The following is a 21,347-nucleotide window of genomic DNA, read 5'->3' as shown; positions in this document are numbered from 1 at the left end:
TAACGGACTCACACGATGCCTGCACGCCAGACAAATTCTTCGAACGGCGTTTCGAGTTCCGGCCGCGTCACACTACTCGTGTAGTTCGTAATGGTCGAAGCGGCAACCACCGCGATGACCTCGAGTAGTTGTTCGGCGCTGAATCCGGCATCGAAAAATCCCTGTTGGTCGGCCTCCGAAAGACGGCCGCGTTGTTCGATCAGCGTGCGCGCCGTCTTGGAAAGCGCGGCGAGTTGGGCGTCGGCAGGCAATGCACCGCGCCGGATCGCATCGACGTCGGCGGACGATACGCCCTCCTTCAATGCGAGTGCCGTATGAAACGCGACCGGCCATTCACTGGCGTTTGTCACTGCATTGGTCAGCAGCAACGTTTGAATCTGCGGCTCCGTCAGACTGCTCGCATGCACTCGCTCGAACAGCCCGATGAAACCGTTGATCAGCACCGGCGACGCAGCCATCTTTGCGGCGATGTTTGGAATCGCGCCGAACGCCTGTTGCAATTGTTGAAGCACAGGCTTCGATTGCAGCGGAGCGGATTCGAGTGTGTGAATGGGATAGCGGGACATGGTATCTCCTTGGCTGTGAGCGCCACCGGATTGGTGACGCGACAGCCCAAGAGTAAGCGCCACGGTTCTGCGCGCCAATTACATCGCATGTAATCAACGCGCGGACGATTAACCGTGTCCGCCCAGCGTCAGTCCGTGCTGCCCTTTGTACGCTGCCACAGGCGGCGTCGACCATCCTTCGAGCAGATCCGGCGCAAGCCGGTAGATTTCCACGCCGAGCGGCCGGCACACCTCTAGCGGGTCGCGCGCGTCCGGTCCCCACATCGGCAGAGAAAGATCGCCGCCGGGACACGTCGACAGCGCGCAAAGCAGATCGATCTCCGCGAAGAACTCCAGATAATCGCCCTTCTTTGCCGGACATGCCTTCATGAAGTACTTGTCATCGAGGTTCAGGCCGGTGCATTGAAAAACGTTGAGCACGTCGTGCACGTCGTACTCGGTCAGACCATACGGCGCGACCGCGCGCGTGAGATTCGAATGGCAATGAAAGTGAAAATCTTCACCCGTCAGCATGCGGTTCACGTACGGGTCGCAGCGCGTGCCGAGCAGATCGTGCACGCGGCCGCCATGCTCGTCGATGCCGTAGTCAGCGAGACTGTCGTCGGTGATCGTCACCATCGGACGCAGAAACGGCAGCGTCGACCACAGACGGTCGAATGTGCTGACGTGCGCGGCCTGCAACTGACGCGTGCGCGACGCCCACATCCGTTCGCGCGGATTGTGCAGGTTCCACATGTTGAGGTCCGCCACCTGCGGCCCTTCGATCGTCACGATACGGAAGACATGCCCAGCAGGCACCGTCCACGCATGCCCCGATCGGATCGGAATCACGATCGATTCGATCAACTCGCGGCCGTCATGCTCTGCGGCAATGCGTCGATAGAATGCCTTGTCGACGTCGAGCGCGGAGCCCTTGGTCGATTGATAGGCGGCAGGGTAATTCAACATGAGATCGCTCCTTGATGAGGCGGCCGGCGTGTCCACGCTCTCGTGGCGCCGTTCGATACGCCCGGCCGCGAGATACGTCACAAATAGTCGAGCATCGCGTGCTCGGACTCCGTCAGATAATCGGCGAGCGCGGCTTGCGCCTTGTCGAGGTGACCGCGTTCGATCAGCGCGAAAATGCGTTGGTCTTTTGCGACCCACGGCGTCTGAAAGCGCTTTTCGTCTGGCGCGGCACCAAACACCAGTCGCAGTTGCGCGAGAATCGTCGTAAAGAATGCGTCGAACAACGCGCTGTGCAACAAGCGCACGATATGCCGGTGAAACAGCAGGCTATACGTGCCGACGGCGCGCCAGTCTTCACGTTCGAGGGCCTCTTGCGCGCAACGGATCGCTTCGCGCATCAACGCGAGATCGGCTTCTTCGATGGGCTCTTCGCGCACCAGCGCCTGCAATTCAAGCGTGCGCCGCACGCGGTAGATATCGCGCACGTCGTGGCGCGTGAGCGTGCGGACGATCACACCGCGATGCCGGTAATGCACCGCAAGCCCTTCGCGGCACAGCAGCCGTAGTGCTTCGCGCAGCGTATTGCGCGACACGTCGTGTAATTGCGTCAGTTCGTTCTCGACGAGGGCCGTGCCGGGCAGCAGCTTGCCCTCGATGATGTCGTCGCGGATCGTTGTCAGGATGCGGTCCGTCACTGACTGATCGGCCTCCGCAACTGACTGTGCGGGCGCAGATTTAACGGACGTACGTACTGTTGTCATTCGTAAGCTCAGGCGATATGAACGTCTTTGAGAAAACTGGCGATGCGCGAAGTTTTCTGTTTCGCGAGTTCCAGTGGAGGACCATCGCTGAGTATCGTACCGCCTTCCATGAATATCACCCGGTCTGAGATGCGGAACGCGAATTTGATTTCGTGCGTGACGATGATCATCGTCATTCCGTCGCGCGCAAGCTGCTCGATGACTTTCAGTACTTCCTGCACGAGTTCCGGGTCGAGTGCGGAAGTCGGTTCGTCGAATAGCACGATTGAGGGCTGCATTGCCAGTGCGCGTGCAATCGCCACACGTTGCTGCTGTCCGCCCGACAACTGGTGCGGATATTTGTGCGCATGCGCTGCCATGCCGACTTTCGCCAGAATCCGCATGCCGGATTCTTCAAGCGCGCTGCCCTTCAGTCGGTTGTGATAGTGCGGCGCGAGCGTCACGTTTTGCAGCACGGTCTTGTGCGGAAACAGATTGAAGCTCTGAAACACCATGCCGATGTCGAGAATACCGCGCATGTAATCGCCGTGTCGCGCCTTGTGACGACCGGGTAGCATGGACTGCAGGAATGCGCGTCCGTGCAGGCGCACTTCGCCGCCGTCGAGTGTTTCGAGGCCGTTTAGCGTACGGATCAGCGACGTCTTGCCCGAGCCCGACGGCCCGATGATCGACACGACTTCACCCGCCTTCACGGTCAGGTCGATGCCTTTGAGCACTTCGTGCTGGCCATAGCGCTTGCGAATGCCGACCGCTTCGAGTGCGCGTCCAGTGGCCCGGGAGTCGGTGGGTGTCGCGGTGGCATTCGATGCATCGGCGGACTGCACCGTGACGTCGATCATCACGGCATGCTTGCGGCGCGTCACGTCGAGGCGCTTTTCGAGCATCTTCAGCAGATGACCGAACACCGTGACAATCAGCACGTAATAGAACGACACCGCTAGCATGGTCTCCAGCACCTTGAAGTTCTGCGTATAGAGACGCTCGCCAACGAGCAGTATTTCAGCAAGCGAAATCACCGACACCAGTGACGTCAGCTTGACGATCGTGATGTACTCGTTGATCAGCGACGGCAGCGCAACTCTGAATGCCTGCGGCAGCACGATCAGGCGTTGCAGCCCGACGAATCGGATGCCGAGCGCTCTGCCCGCTTCGAGTTGTCCCTTGTTGAGCGCGAGCAGACCGCCGCGATGAATCTCGGCGATATACGCGGTTTCGCTGATCGACAATGCGATCAGTCCCGCCCAGAACGGATCGGACAGCACGCCGCCCGACCACGGCAAAACCTGCGGCAGGTTGTAGACGAAGATCAGCAGCACCAGCAGCGGCAAGCTGCGGAACAGCCAGATATAAGCGCCACACGCGACGCGCAATGGCAAGAGCGTGGATTGCTTGCCAAGCGCAAGCATGAATCCCGCGACGATACCGATCAACCATGTCGCCACGCTCAGTTCGACGACGAGCCACGCGGCTTTCCAGAATGCCGCGTCGACGAGTAGCGACGCCGCGTAATGCCAATCGAACAACATGCGACTCCCCTTCCCGCGCGCTGCGAAGCAGAGCGCGCGTGGTGATGCGAGCCGTCAGGCCCGTCAGACAATGGAAAAACGCGACCTTACTTCTGCGCGCTTCCCAGCGCGAGGGCGATGTCGCCGCCCGTCGGTTCGGCGACGTTGTATTGCTTGAGCAGCGCCGCGTATTCGCCCGACGACTTCATCGACGCCAATGCAGTCTTCAACTGGGACAGCAGCGCGTCATTGCCCTTCTTCACGCCAAGGCCGATCACCACCGGGTAGAGTGGCGCCGTCGACGTAATCGCCACCCGACCGCCAAGCCGGTTCGCCGTGATCTGCGCGACAGCGGAATCTTCGAACTGCGCATCGACGGCGTGCGACAGCACGGCTTGCGCCGCTTCCGGCGACGTCTCGAACTCGCGCACATCGATCGCGCCGCGCCCCGCGGGAACGCACACCTTGCCCGATACATCAGCGAGCTTCGGAATCCACGACGCGCCCTTGATCGAACTGACCCGCTTGCCGCACAGATCTTCCGGTGTCTTCGGTGCAAACCCCGCGCCGCTGAGCGCGAGCAGCGAGCCGCCCGTCTTCAGGTAAGGCAGAAAGTCGATCTGCTTCGCGCGCTCGGGCGTCACGTACAGCGCGGACGCAATCACGTCAAAGCGGTTGGCGTTGACGCCAAGAATCAGATTTGCAAAGTGCGTGTCGACGAACGACGGCTTGAGCTTCAGATGCGTGGCGAGCTTGCCCATGAACGCGGGATCGAAGCCGGCGGGCGTCCCATTGTCCAGATAGTCGTAAGGCGGATACGTGAGGTCTGCGCCGATTTGCAGACTCTCGCGCGCGACGGTCCCGGCTGCGGTGGCAACGTTGGCGTGCGTCGCCATGAACAGTGGGACGATCGCGGCGGCGATCTTCATCGTGTGCGACAGGCCCTTGAGGGCCGACTTCGGAAAAATGTGGGCTTTCATAGGGTTTCGCTCGTCGGGTGGCCGGTTAGATTGTTCAACAATGTGCAAACTATTGTTGAACAATAAATGGAATGCAAGCGTTTTTTTCGGCGCGATCAGGACGTGGGTACCGTCGGCTGACGTTTCGCCGGGATGTCCGACGAACCCTACGTTTGTGCAGCGACCAACATACGAGCCCGCCTCAATGCTGAACAATGACCCAGTCAGCGCGCCGCCACATACGGCTATAGAACGGGCGGCATCGCGCGACGCGCCGAGGTGACGTCGATCGCCTGGTTGCCAATGAGAAGAACGCACAATGCCTGACTTGCCGGCGGTATGGGGAGACGGAATATGGGCATCATCCGCAAGCGTCTAGCGACGCCGGAGGAGCCATGCGACGTGGCGCCAGGCGACGAGCCAGCACAAGATGGCCCCGCACAGCCGCTCGATGAACAGGTTTCGTCCAGCCCCGCTGCGCTTGAGGCACCTCATGCGCCCAATGTGCCCAGCAAACCTCGGCGCCGTTCCAAACGGACGCCCGATGTCACTCGCCCGTTGGTCATCATGCGCGTGCAGTCCCGGCCGAAACAGCTCACGGTCGTCAAGGAAGGCGGCGCGCCCGACTGGAGCCTGAGCGCTGGCGTGGCGACCGTCCTGTTCGGCTTCGTGATCGCATTCGGCACCTACGTTACGTTGACTGAGCGGGAAGCCTTGCAAAGCCGTATGGGGCACTTCGCCAACGTGGACAAGCCGCACGTGGCGAAGCGCGATAGTTCGGCGTCGCCGGGTCAACGTGCTTTAGATGTTGCACAGGCCGCGCGTGCTCCGATCGAAACGCCACCCGTTCCGGTTGCTGTACGCGACATCGCGACGCCACAAGCGGCCGCTAGCGATGCGCCGAACTTGAGCGTTACCGTTGCTCATGACCCGCCGTCGAAGCCACCCGTAGCGGTGGCGGCTGCAGCACCTGCGCCTGCACGTGCGCCTGCGCCTGTGCCAGCACCCAGCAATCCCACCAGCAAGCGGAATGTTGCAAGCGCACCCGCCTCTCCCATGCGTGCGGCGCCGAAAACGATCGCTCAGGATTCAAGTCCTGCCACGACACAAACCCGCGCTGCGTCGACTGTAGCGAAGGAGCGACGGACTAGCCCGAAAACTGCCAAAACGGCCTGCGGCGCGCTTGAGTCGTGTGACCAGAACATCGCGCATGTCGAACAAGCGACGCATGAGCCGGTCCCTGTGCGGCCTCCCGTAAAGAGCCCGACAACGACAACGGTGATACGAGAGGCTGCAGTTAGCGTACCGGCCGCACCCGCCGCGCAACTCATTCCGCCTCCGGTTCAAGCTGAAAAACACACTGAAGCGACGGCAGCGGCCTTTTCGCTCACCGTGAACAAGAATCTGTTTCGACAGCATTAGAACGGGTCACGTTATGCGAATCAACCGATGCCGGTGGTCCTCGGGAGCGTTCGCTGGTTCGACGCGAATTGTGAGTGCGGAGCAATGGCTACATTCGAGGCCAAACGCGGAATACGGCAAGTCGTTGGTCATTTTCGGCGTTCGGGTGTACCAACAGCAAAGTTCACCGCGTCCGCTTGTGCGATTCGCAACAAGTCATTGCCATGCGGTCCGCCACGAAGGATCGATGCCGACTATGTTCACCTGAACCCGAAAGGCACTTCACGAGAACAGCGCCCCGCTTTTACCGTGCGCGAAAGGCGAGGCGCTCGGCAAGCCGCTCAGCCAGCGCGCGGTCAATGACTTCGAATGAGCGGCTCGCTCGCTCATAGGCATACATGTCGCCGGTTGCAATGTCGAACCACCAGCCACTCAATACCAGCGCCTTGGCCATCACCTGCTGGCGGACGATCGGGTAGGTCATCAGATGCTCGAGTTGCACGAGGACATTGAGTTGCGACAATTGGTCGTGCGGTTTCAGTCTGTCGTCCAGCGGGCCTTCGTGTTCGAGACGAAACGCCGCGTTGTTGGCGTGGTATAGCCATTTATCGAGGTTCGGCGTTTTCAGCTTTGGGTTACGTGCATAGACGGCTTTCATCGCACCGCATTCGGAATGTCCGCATACGACGATATTCGCGACCTTAAGCACCAACACTGCGTACTCGATCGCGCCTGCCTCGGAGAGGTCGCCCGTTGAGGTTCCCTCCGCGGTCGCCGGTGGTATCAGGTTGCCGACGTTGCGCATCGTAAAAAGATCGCCCGGATGAGTCGATGCGAGCAGGTCCGGCACAACCCGGCTGTCCGAGCACGTGATGAACAGTGCATCAGGCGTTTGCGCGAGAGCAAGCTTGCTGAACTGTTCTGCATAGTGCGGCAGCATTCGCTCGCGGAATTCGACAATGCCCATGATGAGTTTTCGCATGGCGTGTCTCCGAAACAGGGTGCTGTGGAAGTCGGCTTGCGCGCGCAGCCCACTCGTTGACCGCCTACGGGGCTCTGTCGTCGGTGTAACTCTCTCGTGGCGGATAAACCCCCGCCAACCGCGCAATGAGTATCGCCACGAATAGAGCTCCCGTTATCTGCTCGACCATGCACAGGCCGCGCGCCTGACGCGTGAGGGGCGTGATGTCTCCGAAGCCGGTACTGGTGAGCACGGTGATGCTCAGGTAAAGGGCATCGGCATAGACCAGTCGCCCCGGTTGGCCGACGATCATGTACGAAAGCGGATAGAAGAAGCCGACGATCGCGCAAAGGTACGCCCAGAGCACACCGATCAGGAGATACGCAGCCGCAGCACCAAACAGCTTGCCCTGCGTCATGATTCTGGGCTGGAAAACGTAGCGGAGTAAATATGCGGCGCTCATGAAATAAAGTAAGGCGCTGAACATCCACGACCTTGCCAGGTCCGTGTCGCTGTCGTGCCAGAGTCCGAGATACTGGAACCACACCGCGGGAACGGCGAGTAACAGCGCGACGACGAACGACCGCGTCGTGCGCCCGACAGCTGCGATTGTCGCGATGAGGAGGAACATGTTGACACTATTCAGAATCAGGCGGCCGTAGTCGCTCGCGGGGACGAACGACACCGCGCCGATGAGAATGAGCAGAACGAGAAACAGCCAGAAGCAGCGCTGGAAGAATATATTCGACAGGGCGTTGCGCGTGGCATGGATAGCCATGTTGATCTCTCGCTCGATTCGTCACGCTGCTGACTAGTAAGGTCGCACGCGCGTCATGCCAGCGCAATCGCTTTGTTGCAATCGCGATAGACCCTCATCGGTCGGCAGCGACGCTCGCCAGAATTGCATCAATGAAGCGCCGATCCTTTTTTCGCAACTGGCATAGAACGAATTTGTCTTTCTTGTGGAAGATATCCGGCAGAAAACAAATCAAAAGAGACGATTTTTCTTTTTTACCGATTCCGCATTCAGGTTCCGACGAAGGACCGTATCGTCGATTCCGCGCCGCCGGCTTCGTCAGATGATTTTCACTCTGCCGCACGAATTGCGTGAACTTGTTTTCGGCTAGCCGGTTTGAACTAGAATTTTGACTGGTTGGCAGAGGGCCGACCGCCGGGTTCACAAGCAAAGGCATTGAATGCTTGTGTTGCAACGAAGCTTCGTGACTATTTCATGAATCAGGGGATCGTGATGCGCGCCCAGCTTGCTATCGTTGTCGTGTCTTTTCTCGTTCTTGGTTGCAACACACCACCCATTCCCCCAGGAAAACCCGTCGATATTCCCACCGCATTGGAGCAGGTCATGACAGGCCTGTGCAATTTCAAGAAGGATCAGGCGGCGCGCGGAAAGGACTGGGGCGTCGCAATAGAATCGATTACCGTGGAACTCGACCTGACCGTGGACGGCGCGAGAAATCCGGCCGTGGCCGTGGCACCCGATATTCAGTTTATCCCGACCGTCAGTTACGGGCAGATCATCACGGCCAACAGAGGCAGCAGGCTCGCGCTTACGTTGAAGAACACCGGCGGCGGCAGTGTTCCCACCGGCGAATGCGCTCCGCCCAAAGCTGAAAAATAGGTAACATCGAATTGCACTGTGCCATTCGCATGACAGACAGTCAGAACGTGCTCCCGAGTCATCTCGTGCATTGCGACGAGGTGTCGAAATGGTTGGAAAATCGAAAAAAGAACGAATCGCATTTCTCGTTCATTCGCGTGTTGCGCGGTATTCGGCTCGACAGTACGAGCCAGTCCTACGATCATAAGGTCGTGCGAACCAGCAGAACTTGCTGCCTCAACCAGGGCCTCTATCCTCGCGGCAAAGCGGCCCCATAGTTCCTCTTGAATCGAAAGTCGTGCATTGCTCCGGCTGGAAGGCACGGGAAAATTTCCCAACGCTCCAACAACGGGACTGCGTCATGTATATCCGGTTCGACAAGGCGGGGCGCAACCCGCCGCGGCACCTGCCAGATCGACAGAAGCGTCCGTCGTTGTCGCGATACACACGGGCAGCTGCCTGCGGCCTGATCGTGACCTTGCATCCTGTCCAGGGATTGGCGCAGGCCACCCAAGCCCCCCTGTCGAGCCAGGCCGTCGTTGGTGGCAACGTCAAACAGCATGCCGATGCCGTGCTTGCCGTCATGACCTATACGACGGTGCCGGATGTTACGACCAGTTCGCTCTCGATCAATAGCGGCACCACCGGCAATCCCAGTTTCGGTCAGTCACAACTCGGAGGCGGATTCACGCTCAGCAGGACCTTTCCTCTATATGTGGAAGGGACGATTGCCTACAGCCGCTACGATCCGACGTTCGTCGCCACGGACGGCGCCGAGCAGCGTCCCGTGCCGACAAAATGGAACACCTTCAGTGGCACGGTCGGCATCGGCTGGGATTTCCGGATTACGGACGAACTGGTGTTCCGTCCGATCCTGAACGGTACGATCGGCCGCGTATCGAGCGACCTGAAGATAGGGCAGTCGATCTTCAATCGCGTCACCGACCGCAACCTACAGTTTCTCGAGAACGGGTCGCTGGACGCGTATGGCTACGGCGGCTCGTTAATGCTCGACTATGAGCATTACCGCGAGAACTATGAAATCGACGCTGAACTGCGCGCGACCGATATCTACCTTCGCAGCTTCGGGAGTTCATCCGATGCCGTTCAGGGCTCGGCCATGGCGCAGCAAGTGAGCCTGTGGACACGCTGGCGTGCGCCAACCGGCTGGCATGCGCTGGACCGGCCGGTCCGTTACGTGCTCGAGTTCGCCTACTCCCATTATTTCGGTGACAGTGCGGGGGTGCTCGGCTTCAACGAACTGACTTCACTCGGCGTCGGCCTGGAACTCGATAGCAGCAGATATCCGATCATCGTTACCCGGACGCGTGCGATGGTGCGGTACGTGTTTGGAAATAATGTCCACGGCGTGTCCTTCGGATTCGCCATGAGCTTCTAAGCGGAAATTTACCGGGGACGAACACAGGCGCGTGCAGGAGACGGGACGGCGGGTGTCTCGGGGCGCATGGCTAGTTGCATCGTGGTCTGATCTGGCGGCAGGCAGGGGACTCCTCAGAACGCAGCTCGACCGCCATATCTGAAGTTGGCAGTTCTGACTTCGGTCGCATAAAGTGTTCAAAGAACATCGCGCCTTTGCCTGACGATGATCCGCACGGTGCCGCGCCCTGCAGGCATCTACGCCGGCGTTCAATGCGTTGTAAGAGACTCGTTTCTCTCGGTCTTAGGCGGGAGCAAAAATGAACAAGATACTTATAACCGGCGCGACGACGATGATCACACTGGCCAGCGCAGCCGCGCATGCGCAAAGCAGTGTGACGATTTACGGGCTAATCGACGCGGGTCTAACCTACACGAATAGTCAGATTACCGGGACGGGTGGCGGACACAGCAACTGGGAGATGACGAGCGGTGCGGTTCAGTACAGTCGCTGGGGCTTGCGCGGGGCAGAAGACCTCGGCGCGGGGCTGAAGGCCGTATTCACCCTGGAGAGCGGCTTCAATCTGAACAACGGGCAGTTCTCGTCGAGCAACCGCATCTTCAATCGTCAAGCATATGTCGGCTTGTCGAGCCGCGAGTACGGCGCGCTCACGCTGGGCCACCAGACCGACGGCATGGTCGACTTTGTCGCGCCGCTTTCATTGACGGGCACGGAGTTCGGCGGTACGCATTTCGCGCACCCGCTAGACAATGACAACCTGAACGATTCGTTTCAGATTAATAACTCCGTGAAGTACATGAGCCCGGATTTCGGTGGCCTCAGGGTCGGTGGGCTGTACGGCTTTTCCAATCAGGCGGGTGGATTCGCGAACAATCGCGCCTATAGCTTTGGCATGTCCTATGTATGGGGAGCGCTGAACTTCGGTGCTGGTTACCTTCAGCTCAACAGTTCTGCGCGCACGCCGGGACAGTTGAATACAAATGGCGCCGTCACCGATACAACGGGATCGTCCCTGCAGGGCGCGCTCTCGCCGACCGCTGTGCCTTTAGGCGTGCTGGCCAGCAGTCAGAAGACCTTTGGCGCTGGCGTGAACTACACTTTTGGCCCGGCTGTCGCGGGTTTCGTGTACTCGCACAGCAAGCTCACCCAGTTCTTCCAGACCGGGCTGAGTGGAACTTTCCAGAACTTCGAGGGCAACTTCCGCTATGCGCTGACGCCGGCGGTCGAACTTTCGGGCGCATACACCTATTCGCGCGCAGGCGGAAACGGAGGCGGCGGCGTTCCCCATTGGAATCAGGTGAGTGCAATGGCCGACTATCACTTCTCGCTGCGCACCGATGTCTACGTTCAGGGCGCATGGCAACGGGTGAGCCCAAGCGGCACTTCGCCATTGGGCGTGGCGTGGATCAACGGCGTCACCGCGCCGTCATCCACGAGCAATCAGGTCGAGGCAACCGTGGGCTTGAGGCATCGCTTCTAATGCCACAGGAACGATCGAATTGCCGGAAAGACCATGGTTACTATGGATTCGTTCGCCACGGTGACTGAGAATATGCACAATGGTTGTCTGTTGCTTCGTCTTCGAAGCACACACGGGTCACGGCGGCTGATGGATGGTCAGTAGGCCTTCGAGCGGCCGTGTTGTTGGACTCGCGATAACTGCTCGTAGCCGACTGTACGCGTTCAATGCCCCGCCTCATAAGCTGCGGTCAGAAACATTCGCTGGGGCCGGTGGCCGCTTTGTGGCGCATGTCGAATGCCTGTTGCCTGAGTGCCCTGGCGGTTGCATATGAACTCACCGGCGCCGGCGCTGACTACACTTCCTGGATGCGCGACGCCCATCATCAAACCCATATGACGCGAACGGTCGGGCGGCTAGCCGGGTTCGCGCTCGCCGCCTTTCTTGCCGCCTGCTCGACCATCCCGCTCACTCCCGCCAGCGGACCACCGGTGACCACCATCGACGTGGTCGAGCGCGGCTGGCATACCGACGTCTGCGTGCAGGTGCAGGACGTGCCGGACCTGCAGGCGCGGCTGGCGCAGGACTTCGTCGGTGCCACCCACCTGTGCTTCGGCTTCGGCGAGCGTGAATTCGCGATGACGCGGGAGCACAGCATCCTGGCGACGCTGTCGGCCCTGTGGCCCGGCCCCGGCGCGATCCTGATGACCGTGCTGCGCGACACGCCCGTCGCCGCCTACGGCGCCGACAAGGTGGTCACGCTGCAGGTGGCCGCGGCCGGCAAGGCGGGCCTGGCCGCCTACCTCGACCAGTCGGTGCAGCGCGACAGGCTATCGCACCCCGTGCGGCTCGGCGACGGCCCCTATGCCGGCAGCCTGTACTTCGGCGCCACCGCGAACTACGCGGGCTACTACACCTGCAATACCTGGACCGCCGACGCCCTGCGGTCCGCGCAATTGCCCGTCGACGGCGCGATACTGTTCGCCAGCACCGTGTTTCGACAGGCGCGCGACCTTGCCGCCTGCCAGCACCCCGGCAACTTCACTGGCACGGACCGGGCGTGCATACCACGGTAGAACCTGCAGGCACGACGACCGTGTGAGAGTTCGGCTGAGGCGAAGAGTCACTGCTGCTCAGCGAGATGCAGCCGGTCAGGGCCAGCAGTGGTAGCAATGCCAGCGAGCGTGCAAAGAATCTGAACCTTGCCATGACGATCTCCAGGTGAGGTCGGGCGGGTGCCGATGCGGGCGTCCGGAACCTCGACTCGCCCTAGCTGGAGTATAGGTAACAACTGATGAGTCTCGCTTGCGTGGCCGCACCGTTCCCGTTAACCGCGGTATGTGCGGTCTCGGTCGAACGTTGCCCAACATCCGTGCTGAAGCGTACAGATCAGGTGGAAACTGAAATGGGCCCCTCCACCCAACGTTGGCAAATATCAGCTCAAGGCATGACCTGACCGCCGTTGACTTCGATAATTTGCCCCGTGACATAGCTACTCGCTTCGTCACTAGCCAGAAACAGAAACGCCCCCGTACATTCTTCAGCGGTGCCTAAACGCCCCATTGGAATAGCCGCAGAAAAGCGCTTGAGAATCTCCGGGCTGGAGTGTCCGTCATGGAAAGGTGTTTCGATCACACCGGGTGCCACCGCATTGACACGGATTTTCTCGCCCACCAACTCTTTCGCCATCGTCCGCGTGATGGTTGACACGAAACCCTTGCATGCCGCATAGAGCCCGGCACCGGGGCCGCCGCCTGTCCGGGCTGCTTGCGTCGTCACGTTGATGATGTTTCCACCGCCCGCTGCCGCCATCAGAGGAATGACGCGGCGGCTCACTGCGACCACGGACCGCGCGTTGAGACGAAAGACGTCGTCGATATAGTCGTCGTCTGCTTCGACAATGGGCGCACGCCGCACAAATCCGCCCGCGTTGTTCACCAGAACGTCGATGCGTCCGAAGTGCGCGTGCACCTTCGTCACCATCTCATCCACCTGGCCGGACTCGGTAATGTCGGCTTGCACGGCAATCGCGTCACCGCCCGTCTCCTTGATCTGCGACACGACAGATTGCGCCGCTGACGCACCACTCCGATAGTGAACGGCGACCCTGGACCCGCATCCGCCGAATGCGCGGGCGAGTGCGGCCCCGATGCCGGAACTTGCACCAGTGATCAACACCACCTTGTTGTTCAAATCTCGCATAGATGTTCCGCCATGTTGATTGATCAGATTCCGCGCAACGACAATTCGACGTGCTTCAGACGTCTTACCATCCGGTCGACGAACTGAAGCGTCACATGGGCCAGTGCGCGTTGATTCGGCGCAATGACGCCGACGGTGAGCGCGTTGACATTCACATCGTCAAGCGGCCGCCATACCACTTCGCCTCGCGCCAGTTCGTCGAGAAACGCCAGTTTGGAGAAAAACGAAATACCTCGACCCGAGGCGATCAGGCGCTTGAGAAGCGTTGTCGAATTGCATGTCACGCTAGGCTTCAGTGATTCCCAATACTCGTGAAAATCGTTCGCCACGACACCCTGAATCGGCGAGCGTCCTTCGAGTCTGAGAAACGCATGGTTGCGGCATTCTTCGAAGCTGATACGCTCCTTCTTCGCCAACGGGTGCGACGAAGCCATCACGACCCCAGGCGGCAGGGACACTTCCGTCACGACATCGAGGCCGGCCGGCAGCTTCGTGACGTACGAAATGCCGAGGTCATATTCGCCGCTCACCAGCCGGGCGGGAACATCGTGAGGCGGCACGGCGGCAATCGAATACGTCACGGCCGGGTAAGACTCGGAGAACTCTTCCACCGTGGCGGGCAGAAAGTCGACGAAAAGCGAGTCCATCGCCGCCACCGACACATGCCCTTTGCGCTCCCCCTTCAATGCGTCGAGTTCACTGCGCATCAGATGAAAGTCGTTCAGTGTCGAACGGATATGCTGGAGCACACGCTCTCCCGCCGCGTTCAGGCGAATGCCATTCGGCAGCCGGTCGAACAGTTCCGCTCCCATCTCCGATTCGAGCTTGAGAATCTGCCGGTTGACTGCACTCGACGCGACATACAGGTTTTGTGCAGCCTTCCGGATCGATCCGCAACGCGCCACTTCAACGAAATACTTCAGGACATTCGCATGCATCGTGTTGCCTCAATTCACTGCGCGCGCCGGCCACCCGGCGACCACGGGATGGTCGCACGATATCTTGCCGACGTCGCATGCGCCACCAGGTGAACCCAGCGCACTGACAGGGTCCTCGAAGAACTCCCGGTTGACGCAGGTGAATCGAACCTCCGTTTGCGGAACCTCGTCCTCGTGATAGATGGCCTCCGTCGGGCACACCGACACACACACCCCGCAACTGATGCATTCATCGGGATGAATGTACAGCGTGCGCTCGCCTTCGTAGATGCAGTCGACGGGACAGCATTGCACACAGGCGCCGTCCTTGACGTCGATGCATGGCGACGTGATGACGTAAGCCATTAGCGTCCGCTCCAGCGAGGTTTGCGCTTCTCCTGGAAGGCGCGCACGCCTTCGTGAGCATCCTCGGATTGCAACGCGGACACGAGTGCAGGCAGCCGCAGCGCCTGAGCCTCCGCCGCTGAAAGCGTCGAGGTCCGCCGCACCACCTGCTTGATCGCCTGAAGCGAAAGCGGCGCACACGCGAGCAACCCCTCGACCCAGCGCTCGATGGCCGCATCCAGTTCCACACGTGGCACGACTTCGTTGACCAGCCCCATGTCGAGCGCTTCGCGTGCGGACACCCGGCGCCCCGTCAACAGCATTGCCATGGCCTGCCGGTAAGGGATCTGACGCTGCAGAAGCGTCATGCCCCCATCGAGTGGCATGCGTCCGACAAGCGCCTCCGGCAAGCCAAAGCTGGCCTCTTCGCACGCAACGACGAGATCGCATCCGAGTACCATTTCAAATCCGCCGCCGAGCGCATAGCCGTTCACGCGAGCAATCACAGGCACGTTCAGCGTTTCGCGCAGCGCGATGCCGCCAAATCCACCCGGGCGCGGCGCGGCCCAGTATTCGAGCCCGCTCATCGACGGGTTCTTGAGATCGGCCCCCACGCAGAACGCACGGTCACCCTCGCCCGTCAGCACGACGACGCGTATATCCCGGTTGTGCTCCAGTTCGTTCCAGACGCGCTGCAGTTCGCTCTCGGTTTCCAGGTCCACGGCATTGAGGGCCTCCGGGCGAGCCAACGTCACAGTGGCCACGTGTTGCTCGATTACCAGTCTTACGCTCATGCGACCTCCGGCGCGACCGTTCCGCGCAACTGGTTGAGAATCTCGCTGGTATGCTGCCCGAGCCTTGGCGGAGCGCGCCGCAACTCGACAGGCGCCCGCGACAGCTCGATCGGACTGCCGATGAAGCGCACCGGCTGGCCTTCACCTTCTCCTTCGATGATGAGGCGGTTGTGCAGTGTCTGCGGGTCGACGAGTGCTTCTCGCAGATCGCGCACCGGGGCGCAAAGCAGATCCTGCTCTTCCAGTCGCGCGAGCCAGAAGTCCCGCGTGTTGCTTGCGAAGCGCTCGCGGAAGATGCTTTGCAACTGGTCCTTATGGCGGAACTGCTCGTTCAGATTGCAATAGCGTGGATCGACGGACAGATCGTCGATCTGCAGCGCCGCGCAGATATCGCGAAGCGGATTCGGCTTGAATGCGCCGACCAGGACGAGCGCGCCATCCTGGGTATCGAACACACCTGAAAGCGGCATGGCTGCCCAGTTCACTTCGGAGTCGGCCATCATGATCATCGCCGCCTCCTGCATCTGTATCGCGAGCATCGAGTTGTACAGCGACACGTTGACCTTCTGCCCTTCCCCCGTCCGCTCGCGATGCAGCAATGCAAGCAGGATGCCCTGCACCATGTGCATGCCCGCGGAATAGTCGGCGAGCGCGGTCGGGTACACCGAGATCGGCAGCGACTCATCCGCGCGGCGCGCCATCACACCGCTCATCGCCTGCGCGAGCACGTCCTGCCCACCCTTGTGCGCGTAGGGTCCCGTTTCGCCGAAGCCGGTCCCCACGGCATAAATGATGCGGGGGTTCAGGCTCTGGCATGCCTCGTAACCGATGCCCATCCGATCCATCACGCCTGCGCGAAAGTTGCTGACGACTACATCCGCGTCGGCGATCAGCTGCTTCAATGCCGCCATCTGCCCGGCATCGCGCAAATCGAGTTCGAGGCTGCGCTTGTTGCGGTTGAGGCTGCAGAAGATCGGGTTGTCGGCGCCCGCGACAGGTTCGAATGTCGAACGGCTCAGATCACCTGCGCCGATGCGCTCGACCTTGATGACGTCCGCGCCATAATCGGCCAGCATCTGCGTGCAGACCGGGCCCATCATGACCTGCGTCAAGTCGATGATGCGAACGCCGTGAAGCGGCAAATCCTGCGTAATTGCGCTGTTATTGCTCGTCATGCTGCAGCCCTCGCGTCGATGTGAACGGCAAGCGGCGGAATGTCCGCGTTGCGGCCAGTCTGGTCCCCTGGGTCCGCTCCTTGGGCCCGCAATGTCTTCTGTAAAGCGCCCACGTCGACATGGCGGACGGACACGCCCGCGCCGAGCGCAAGCGCTGCCGCAACGCCGGCGGCTTCGCCCATCGCCATGCAAGGAGGAATTTCGCGCGACATCTTTTGCGCCTGCGACGTCGCCGAATAGTGACGGCCTGCAACGAGCAGGTTGTCGATCTGTTTCGGCAGCAACACGCGGTATGGCATGTAATAGTCGCGACCGCGAGCGATGCTGTCCTCGAAGCGCGTGCGCTGCGCGAGATCCTCCTTGCTCATCACATATTCGCCTTCGAGCAGGCGAGTCTGACGCACGCCCGTTTGCGGCGCGACATCGATCACAAAGCAGTTTTCGAAACCCGGCAGCTTTTCGCGCACGAAATCCACCACGGCATGGATATGCTTGCGGCCTTGCATCTCGGCGCGCGTCAGATCCTCGGGGTTGAGGCCATCGAGTCCCGCCATGTGCGGGCAGTTGCACCACACGACGCCCGGCAATGGCGTCTTGAGCCACCAGTAGCCCCACGAGCCGCCGAGAATGCGCTTGATCTGGCGGTCGAGCAGCGCGAACGCCTCTGGCTCTTCGGCCTCGAAACGCTCTGCCGCATCCGTGTCGACACCACCGAGACGAAATACCGTCGTCGTGATGTACGTGCCGCCCACATGCGGCACACCCGCCGACGCAGCAACATCCAGGTCGCCCGTCGCGTCGATCACGACGTCGGCAAGAATCGCTTCCCGTCCGCTTTTCGTATCGCAGATCACGCCCTTCACCTGGCCGTCCTCGACGAGGGTTTGCGAAAACCACGAGTGCAGCCGAAGCTTGATACCCAGTTCTTCCACCATTTCGAGCGCGACGCGCTTCATCGCGTCGGGATCGAAAGCCGCCGCGAAGCACACGGGATGCGGCGTCTTCTGGCTGTGGAAATCGAATGTGCCCCAACGTCCCCACTGGCGATAAGCAGCGGGATCTTCGCCCCATTCGTGCGAACGCGGAAATACGGCAAGCTTGCGCGCCGCCATCCGTTCGATGAATGTCATGCAGGTGCCGCGCACAGAGATTTCATGCAGGTGGTTGTCCCACATGTCGTCGAGTACCAGCACCATGCCGCCCGATGCGAGCCCGCCAAGATGGTTGTAACGTTCGAGAAGAATGACTTCCGCGCCGTTTCGCGCCGCACCGATCGCCGCCGACAGGCCTGCGGGACCACCGCCAACTACGACGACATTCGCCTTCGCGGCCACGCGCACGTCGCGAGCGGGTTCCTGGATCAATTCGCTGATCATGTTCATTTCGTCTCCTTTCAGAATTGCTTGTCGCTCAGCTCAATGCGTGCTTTCGGGTTGCCATTTGATGAGGCAGCGCTCGAGTGCCGCGATGACCAGAAAAAATGCGCCCGCCAAGATGGCGCTCATGATGATTGCCGTGTACAGCAGCGCGGAATCGAAGTTATAGGTCGCCTGGATAATCATCGCGCCGATGCCCTGTGTCGCTCCGATCCATTCGCCCACCACTGCGCCGATCACCGACATCGACGCAGCGATGCGCAGCGCGGAGAAGAGATACGGCAGCGATGAGAAAACCCGAAGCTTGAAGAAAATCTCGCGCTTGCTGGCCGAGAGGATCTGCATCAACTCCATGGCCTGCGGATTGACGGCATTGAGTCCGCGCACCATGTTCACCAGCGTCGGAAAGAAGCAGACGATCGCGGCGATCGTGATTTTCGGTTCGAGGCCGTTGCCCATGATCAGCACGAGAATGGGTGCCTTGGCGACGACGGGAATCGAATTGATCATCACGGCGACCGGGTAGAAGATGTCGCGCAATGTCTTGTTGTGCACAAAGACGGTTGCCAGCAGGATCGCCGCGAGATTCCCCAGCAAAAAGCCTAGCGATGCCTCGATGGCTGTTGGCAGCAGGTTCTGAATCAGCACATCGCGCTTGCTAACGAAGGTCTCCAGCACGAGCATCGGCGACGGTGCGATGAACGGTTTGACATGAAAACCCGCAACCACCGCCCACCAGGTGAAGAGAAGACCGGCAACGCCGATTGCCGGCAACATGCGCGCGCGCCACATTTGCTGACGCCGGCGTGCGGCCCAGGCCAGTGCTTCGTCGTCGACGGTGGGCGAAGACATATTCAGGTGGATTTCAGACGTAGCCATCAGCAGGTCTCCAGTACACGCCGCAGATACGCGGCGAGTTCGACGAATTCACGGGTCTCGCGGATATCGAGCGTGCGGTTTTCAGGCAGGTTGACGGGCACGATCTCCTTCACCCGGCCGGGATTGGCAGCCAGCATCAATACGCGCTGACCGAGAAACGCCGCTTCGTAGATGCTGTGCGTGACGAACAGCGTCGTGAGTCCCATCTCTTTCCAGACCCGGCGCAGTTCTTCGTTGAGGCGGTCACGCGTGATTTCGTCGAGCGCGCCGAAGGGCTCATCCATCAACAGCACCTTCGGATCGCTGACCAGTGCGCGTGCGATAGCGACCCGCTGGCGCATACCGCCCGACATCTCATGGGGATAGGCGTCCTCGCGCCCCTTGAGTCCGACCAGTTCCAGCAGTTCGCGGGGCGTGGCGCGGCCAGCGCGATTCTTTCCGTTCGCTACTTGCAGCGGCAGTTGCACGTTCTGCAGCGCTGTGCGCCAGGGCAGGAGCGCCGCGTCCTGAAACACGAAACCGATATCGCGTCGCTCCCGCGCGACATTGGGCGCGGCGCCAAGCACGCTGATCTCGCCCCGGCTCGGCTTGACCAGATCGGCGACGACGCGCAGGAACGTCGACTTGCCACAACCGGAGGGCCCGAGAAGCGTCAGGAATTCACCCGCCGCAACGTCCAGACTCAGACCTTCGATCGCAGTGACGCTGCGCCGGTCGGTGAAGAAGCGGACATTGATATTCCGGCAACTGATTGACAAGGCGCCGGCGTTCGGCGCCGCGAAGGGCGAGTTTGCCCACTCCGCGCGCGGCGGATTGAAGGTGGCAGCTTGCATGGGTTACACCAGAAGTCGTGAGGAACGGGTAGCGTTGAGCACGTCCATCGTCATGACGTCCTCTACCTTGGGTTGATGCGCCCTGAACTGGCCGAGCTGTCCGTAGGTCGAGATCTGTTCTTCCCAGACTTTCGGATCCATCGCTCCCCAGCCTTGAGTCTGCGTTGTCTGGTTGAAGGCGTAGCTCATCAACGAATCGATTGCGATGCGCTCATCCGCATGATTCAGGTTCGGGTATTCCTTGATGAGCAGGTCGACGGCCTGATCGCGATGAGTGTTCGCATAAATCCAGCCGCGTGCCGTTGCGCGCATGAAGCGGCTGACGGTATCGGGATGGTCCTTCAGCGTCGCCGTGGTCGTGTAGTACGGCAATGCATAGAGACGCACGCCCGTGTCCCACAGCCGCAGATCGACGCGGTCCGCACCAAGCGGCTTGAGCGCGGTGGTATTGGTTTGCCAGCCGGTGACGGCATCCACCTGCCCGCTCAGAAGCGGCATCATGTCGGCGCCGATCGGCACGATGTTGACCTGGCTTTCGGGAATCTTGTTCTTGGTCAGCAACGCCTTGAGCAGTACCATCCCCGTCGCCTGAATGCCGATACGCTTGCCGATCATGTCGTGCGGCGTGCGAATCGGGTTTTTCTTCAACGAGAAGAAGGTGTACGGATGCTGCTGCAGTCCGGCGGCGATACATTTGATCGGCAGCCCTTCCGAGACGGCCAGCATGATCGACGGGCTCGATGAGATTTCGCCCGTCTCGAAGCGCCCCGAGGCGACGATCGCGACGCCGTCGATATTCGGGCCGCCTGGTTGAATCTGGAAATTTATTCCTTCCTGCTCGTAAAAACCCAGTCTCTTCGCGACCACCTCACCAACCTGATTGCCGCCCGGGACCCATCCCAGTTGCATATTGATGGACGCTTTTTCACCCGCTAGCGCGCGCACCGAAAGCAGTGCGCCTGTCGCCGCCATGCCGCCCGCCGCGAGCGTCATTCGCAGCAAACGCCTGCGCCCCGCATTCTCGACTACTGACATGTTTCACTCCTCCGATAGTCCTGGATTCAAGGGGGAACCGGTCTGTTGCTTTCCGAGTGCTGCCGGCTAAGTGCATTCTCAGCAGCCGAAAGTGTCCCCGCTAGCATCAATTTTGAAGACGAGTGATGCCGATTTTAGCTCACCCATCGGAATGCACCGATATGGTGCATGATTTCGAAGCTGCGCACCTGCCGCGCACGTAACACGACCACCCGCT

General features: G+C 60.5%; 22 protein-coding genes. 4 read left to right on the top strand and 18 right to left on the bottom strand.

Annotated features, from left to right (window positions below):
- Positions 1-8: 8 nt before the first annotated feature.
- From H1204_RS38750 to H1204_RS38715, 9 genes are all read right to left on the bottom strand, one after another.
- On the bottom strand, positions 9-566 hold the full coding sequence (locus H1204_RS38750; RefSeq protein WP_180733948.1) for a carboxymuconolactone decarboxylase family protein: 558 nt from the start codon (positions 564-566) through the stop codon (positions 9-11).
- 108 nt (positions 567-674) lie between these two features.
- Positions 675-1,514: a DUF1989 domain-containing protein gene (locus H1204_RS38745; RefSeq protein ID WP_180733947.1), complete on the bottom strand. Its 840-nt coding sequence runs from the start codon at positions 1,512-1,514 to the stop codon at positions 675-677.
- Positions 1,515-1,591: 77 nt separating this feature from the next.
- On the bottom strand, positions 1,592-2,275 hold the full coding sequence (locus H1204_RS38740) for a GntR family transcriptional regulator (protein ID WP_243468858.1): 684 nt from the start codon (positions 2,273-2,275) through the stop codon (positions 1,592-1,594).
- Positions 2,276-2,283: 8 nt separating this feature from the next.
- Entirely contained in the window at positions 2,284-3,801 is a 1,518-nt protein-coding gene (locus H1204_RS52755; RefSeq protein ID WP_180733946.1) for an amino acid ABC transporter permease/ATP-binding protein, read from the bottom strand.
- An 86-nt stretch (positions 3,802-3,887) separates the two neighbouring features.
- On the bottom strand, positions 3,888-4,760 hold the full coding sequence (locus tag H1204_RS38730) for an ABC transporter substrate-binding protein (RefSeq protein ID WP_180733945.1): 873 nt from the start codon (positions 4,758-4,760) through the stop codon (positions 3,888-3,890).
- 892 nt (positions 4,761-5,652) lie between these two features.
- Entirely contained in the window at positions 5,653-5,778 is a 126-nt protein-coding gene (locus H1204_RS52750) for a hypothetical protein (RefSeq protein WP_274608245.1), read from the bottom strand.
- A gap of 666 nt (positions 5,779-6,444) precedes the next feature.
- Positions 6,445-7,122, bottom strand: a complete 678-nt coding sequence (locus H1204_RS38725; protein WP_042311960.1) for a carbonic anhydrase — start codon at positions 7,120-7,122, stop codon at positions 6,445-6,447.
- 64 nt (positions 7,123-7,186) lie between these two features.
- A complete protein-coding gene (locus H1204_RS38720) occupies positions 7,187-7,879 on the bottom strand; it encodes a potassium channel family protein (protein WP_180733944.1) in 693 nt (230 codons plus the stop codon).
- 94 nt (positions 7,880-7,973) lie between these two features.
- Complete coding sequence (locus H1204_RS38715) at positions 7,974-8,312, bottom strand: hypothetical protein (protein ID WP_180733943.1); 339 nt, start codon at positions 8,310-8,312, stop codon at positions 7,974-7,976.
- A 20-nt stretch (positions 8,313-8,332) separates the two neighbouring features.
- On the opposite strand from H1204_RS38715, the gene H1204_RS38710 reads away from it, so the two are divergent.
- The 4 genes from H1204_RS38710 (at position 8,333) to H1204_RS38695 (ending at position 12,650) form a co-directional block, all read left to right on the top strand.
- Positions 8,333-8,737 carry a hypothetical protein gene (locus H1204_RS38710; protein ID WP_180733942.1) on the top strand — a complete coding sequence of 135 codons (405 nt, stop codon included), beginning with the start codon at positions 8,333-8,335 and terminating at the stop codon, positions 8,735-8,737.
- A 340-nt stretch (positions 8,738-9,077) separates the two neighbouring features.
- Positions 9,078-10,115, top strand: coding sequence for a hypothetical protein (locus H1204_RS38705; RefSeq protein WP_180733941.1), 1,038 nt, complete (start codon positions 9,078-9,080; stop codon positions 10,113-10,115).
- A gap of 298 nt (positions 10,116-10,413) precedes the next feature.
- Positions 10,414-11,595, top strand: coding sequence for a porin (locus tag H1204_RS38700; RefSeq protein ID WP_180733940.1), 1,182 nt, complete (start codon positions 10,414-10,416; stop codon positions 11,593-11,595).
- Between the two features lie 269 nt (positions 11,596-11,864).
- Entirely contained in the window at positions 11,865-12,650 is a 786-nt protein-coding gene (locus H1204_RS38695; RefSeq protein ID WP_243468857.1) for a DUF2459 domain-containing protein, read from the top strand.
- A gap of 364 nt (positions 12,651-13,014) precedes the next feature.
- On the opposite strand, the gene H1204_RS38690 is transcribed toward H1204_RS38695, so the two are convergent.
- The 9 genes from H1204_RS38690 to H1204_RS38650 are packed head-to-tail and all read right to left on the bottom strand — an operon-like array spanning position 13,015 to position 21,130.
- Positions 13,015-13,776 carry a glucose 1-dehydrogenase gene (locus H1204_RS38690; RefSeq protein ID WP_180733939.1) on the bottom strand — a complete coding sequence of 254 codons (762 nt, stop codon included), beginning with the start codon at positions 13,774-13,776 and terminating at the stop codon, positions 13,015-13,017.
- Positions 13,777-13,799: 23 nt separating this feature from the next.
- Complete coding sequence (locus H1204_RS38685; RefSeq protein ID WP_091779612.1) at positions 13,800-14,714, bottom strand: LysR family transcriptional regulator; 915 nt, start codon at positions 14,712-14,714, stop codon at positions 13,800-13,802.
- A 9-nt stretch (positions 14,715-14,723) separates the two neighbouring features.
- A complete protein-coding gene (gene fdxA, locus H1204_RS38680) occupies positions 14,724-15,059 on the bottom strand; it encodes a ferredoxin (RefSeq protein ID WP_180733938.1) in 336 nt (111 codons plus the stop codon).
- A complete protein-coding gene (locus H1204_RS38675; protein ID WP_180733937.1) occupies positions 15,059-15,832 on the bottom strand; it encodes an enoyl-CoA hydratase-related protein in 774 nt (257 codons plus the stop codon). The genes fdxA and H1204_RS38675 overlap by 1 nt, the downstream gene beginning before the upstream one ends.
- Positions 15,829-17,007 carry a CoA transferase gene (locus tag H1204_RS38670; RefSeq protein WP_180733936.1) on the bottom strand — a complete coding sequence of 393 codons (1,179 nt, stop codon included), beginning with the start codon at positions 17,005-17,007 and terminating at the stop codon, positions 15,829-15,831. Before H1204_RS38670 ends, H1204_RS38675 begins: the two co-directional genes overlap by 4 nt.
- Positions 17,004-18,389, bottom strand: coding sequence for an FAD-dependent oxidoreductase (locus H1204_RS38665; protein WP_180733935.1), 1,386 nt, complete (start codon positions 18,387-18,389; stop codon positions 17,004-17,006). The genes H1204_RS38670 and H1204_RS38665 overlap by 4 nt, the downstream gene beginning before the upstream one ends.
- 33 nt (positions 18,390-18,422) lie before the next feature.
- Positions 18,423-19,262, bottom strand: coding sequence for an ABC transporter permease (locus H1204_RS38660; protein ID WP_091779620.1), 840 nt, complete (start codon positions 19,260-19,262; stop codon positions 18,423-18,425).
- Entirely contained in the window at positions 19,262-20,095 is an 834-nt protein-coding gene (locus tag H1204_RS38655; RefSeq protein ID WP_180733934.1) for an ABC transporter ATP-binding protein, read from the bottom strand. Before H1204_RS38655 ends, H1204_RS38660 begins: the two co-directional genes overlap by 1 nt.
- A gap of 3 nt (positions 20,096-20,098) precedes the next feature.
- Positions 20,099-21,130, bottom strand: coding sequence for an ABC transporter substrate-binding protein (locus tag H1204_RS38650; RefSeq protein ID WP_180733933.1), 1,032 nt, complete (start codon positions 21,128-21,130; stop codon positions 20,099-20,101).
- Positions 21,131-21,347: the final 217 nt, after the last annotated feature.

This window comes from Paraburkholderia sp. PGU19, from assembly GCF_013426915.1.
In the GTDB taxonomy this organism is placed as follows: Bacteria; Pseudomonadota; Gammaproteobacteria; order Burkholderiales; family Burkholderiaceae; genus Paraburkholderia.
This window is presented reverse-complemented; position numbering and strand designations above follow the sequence as displayed.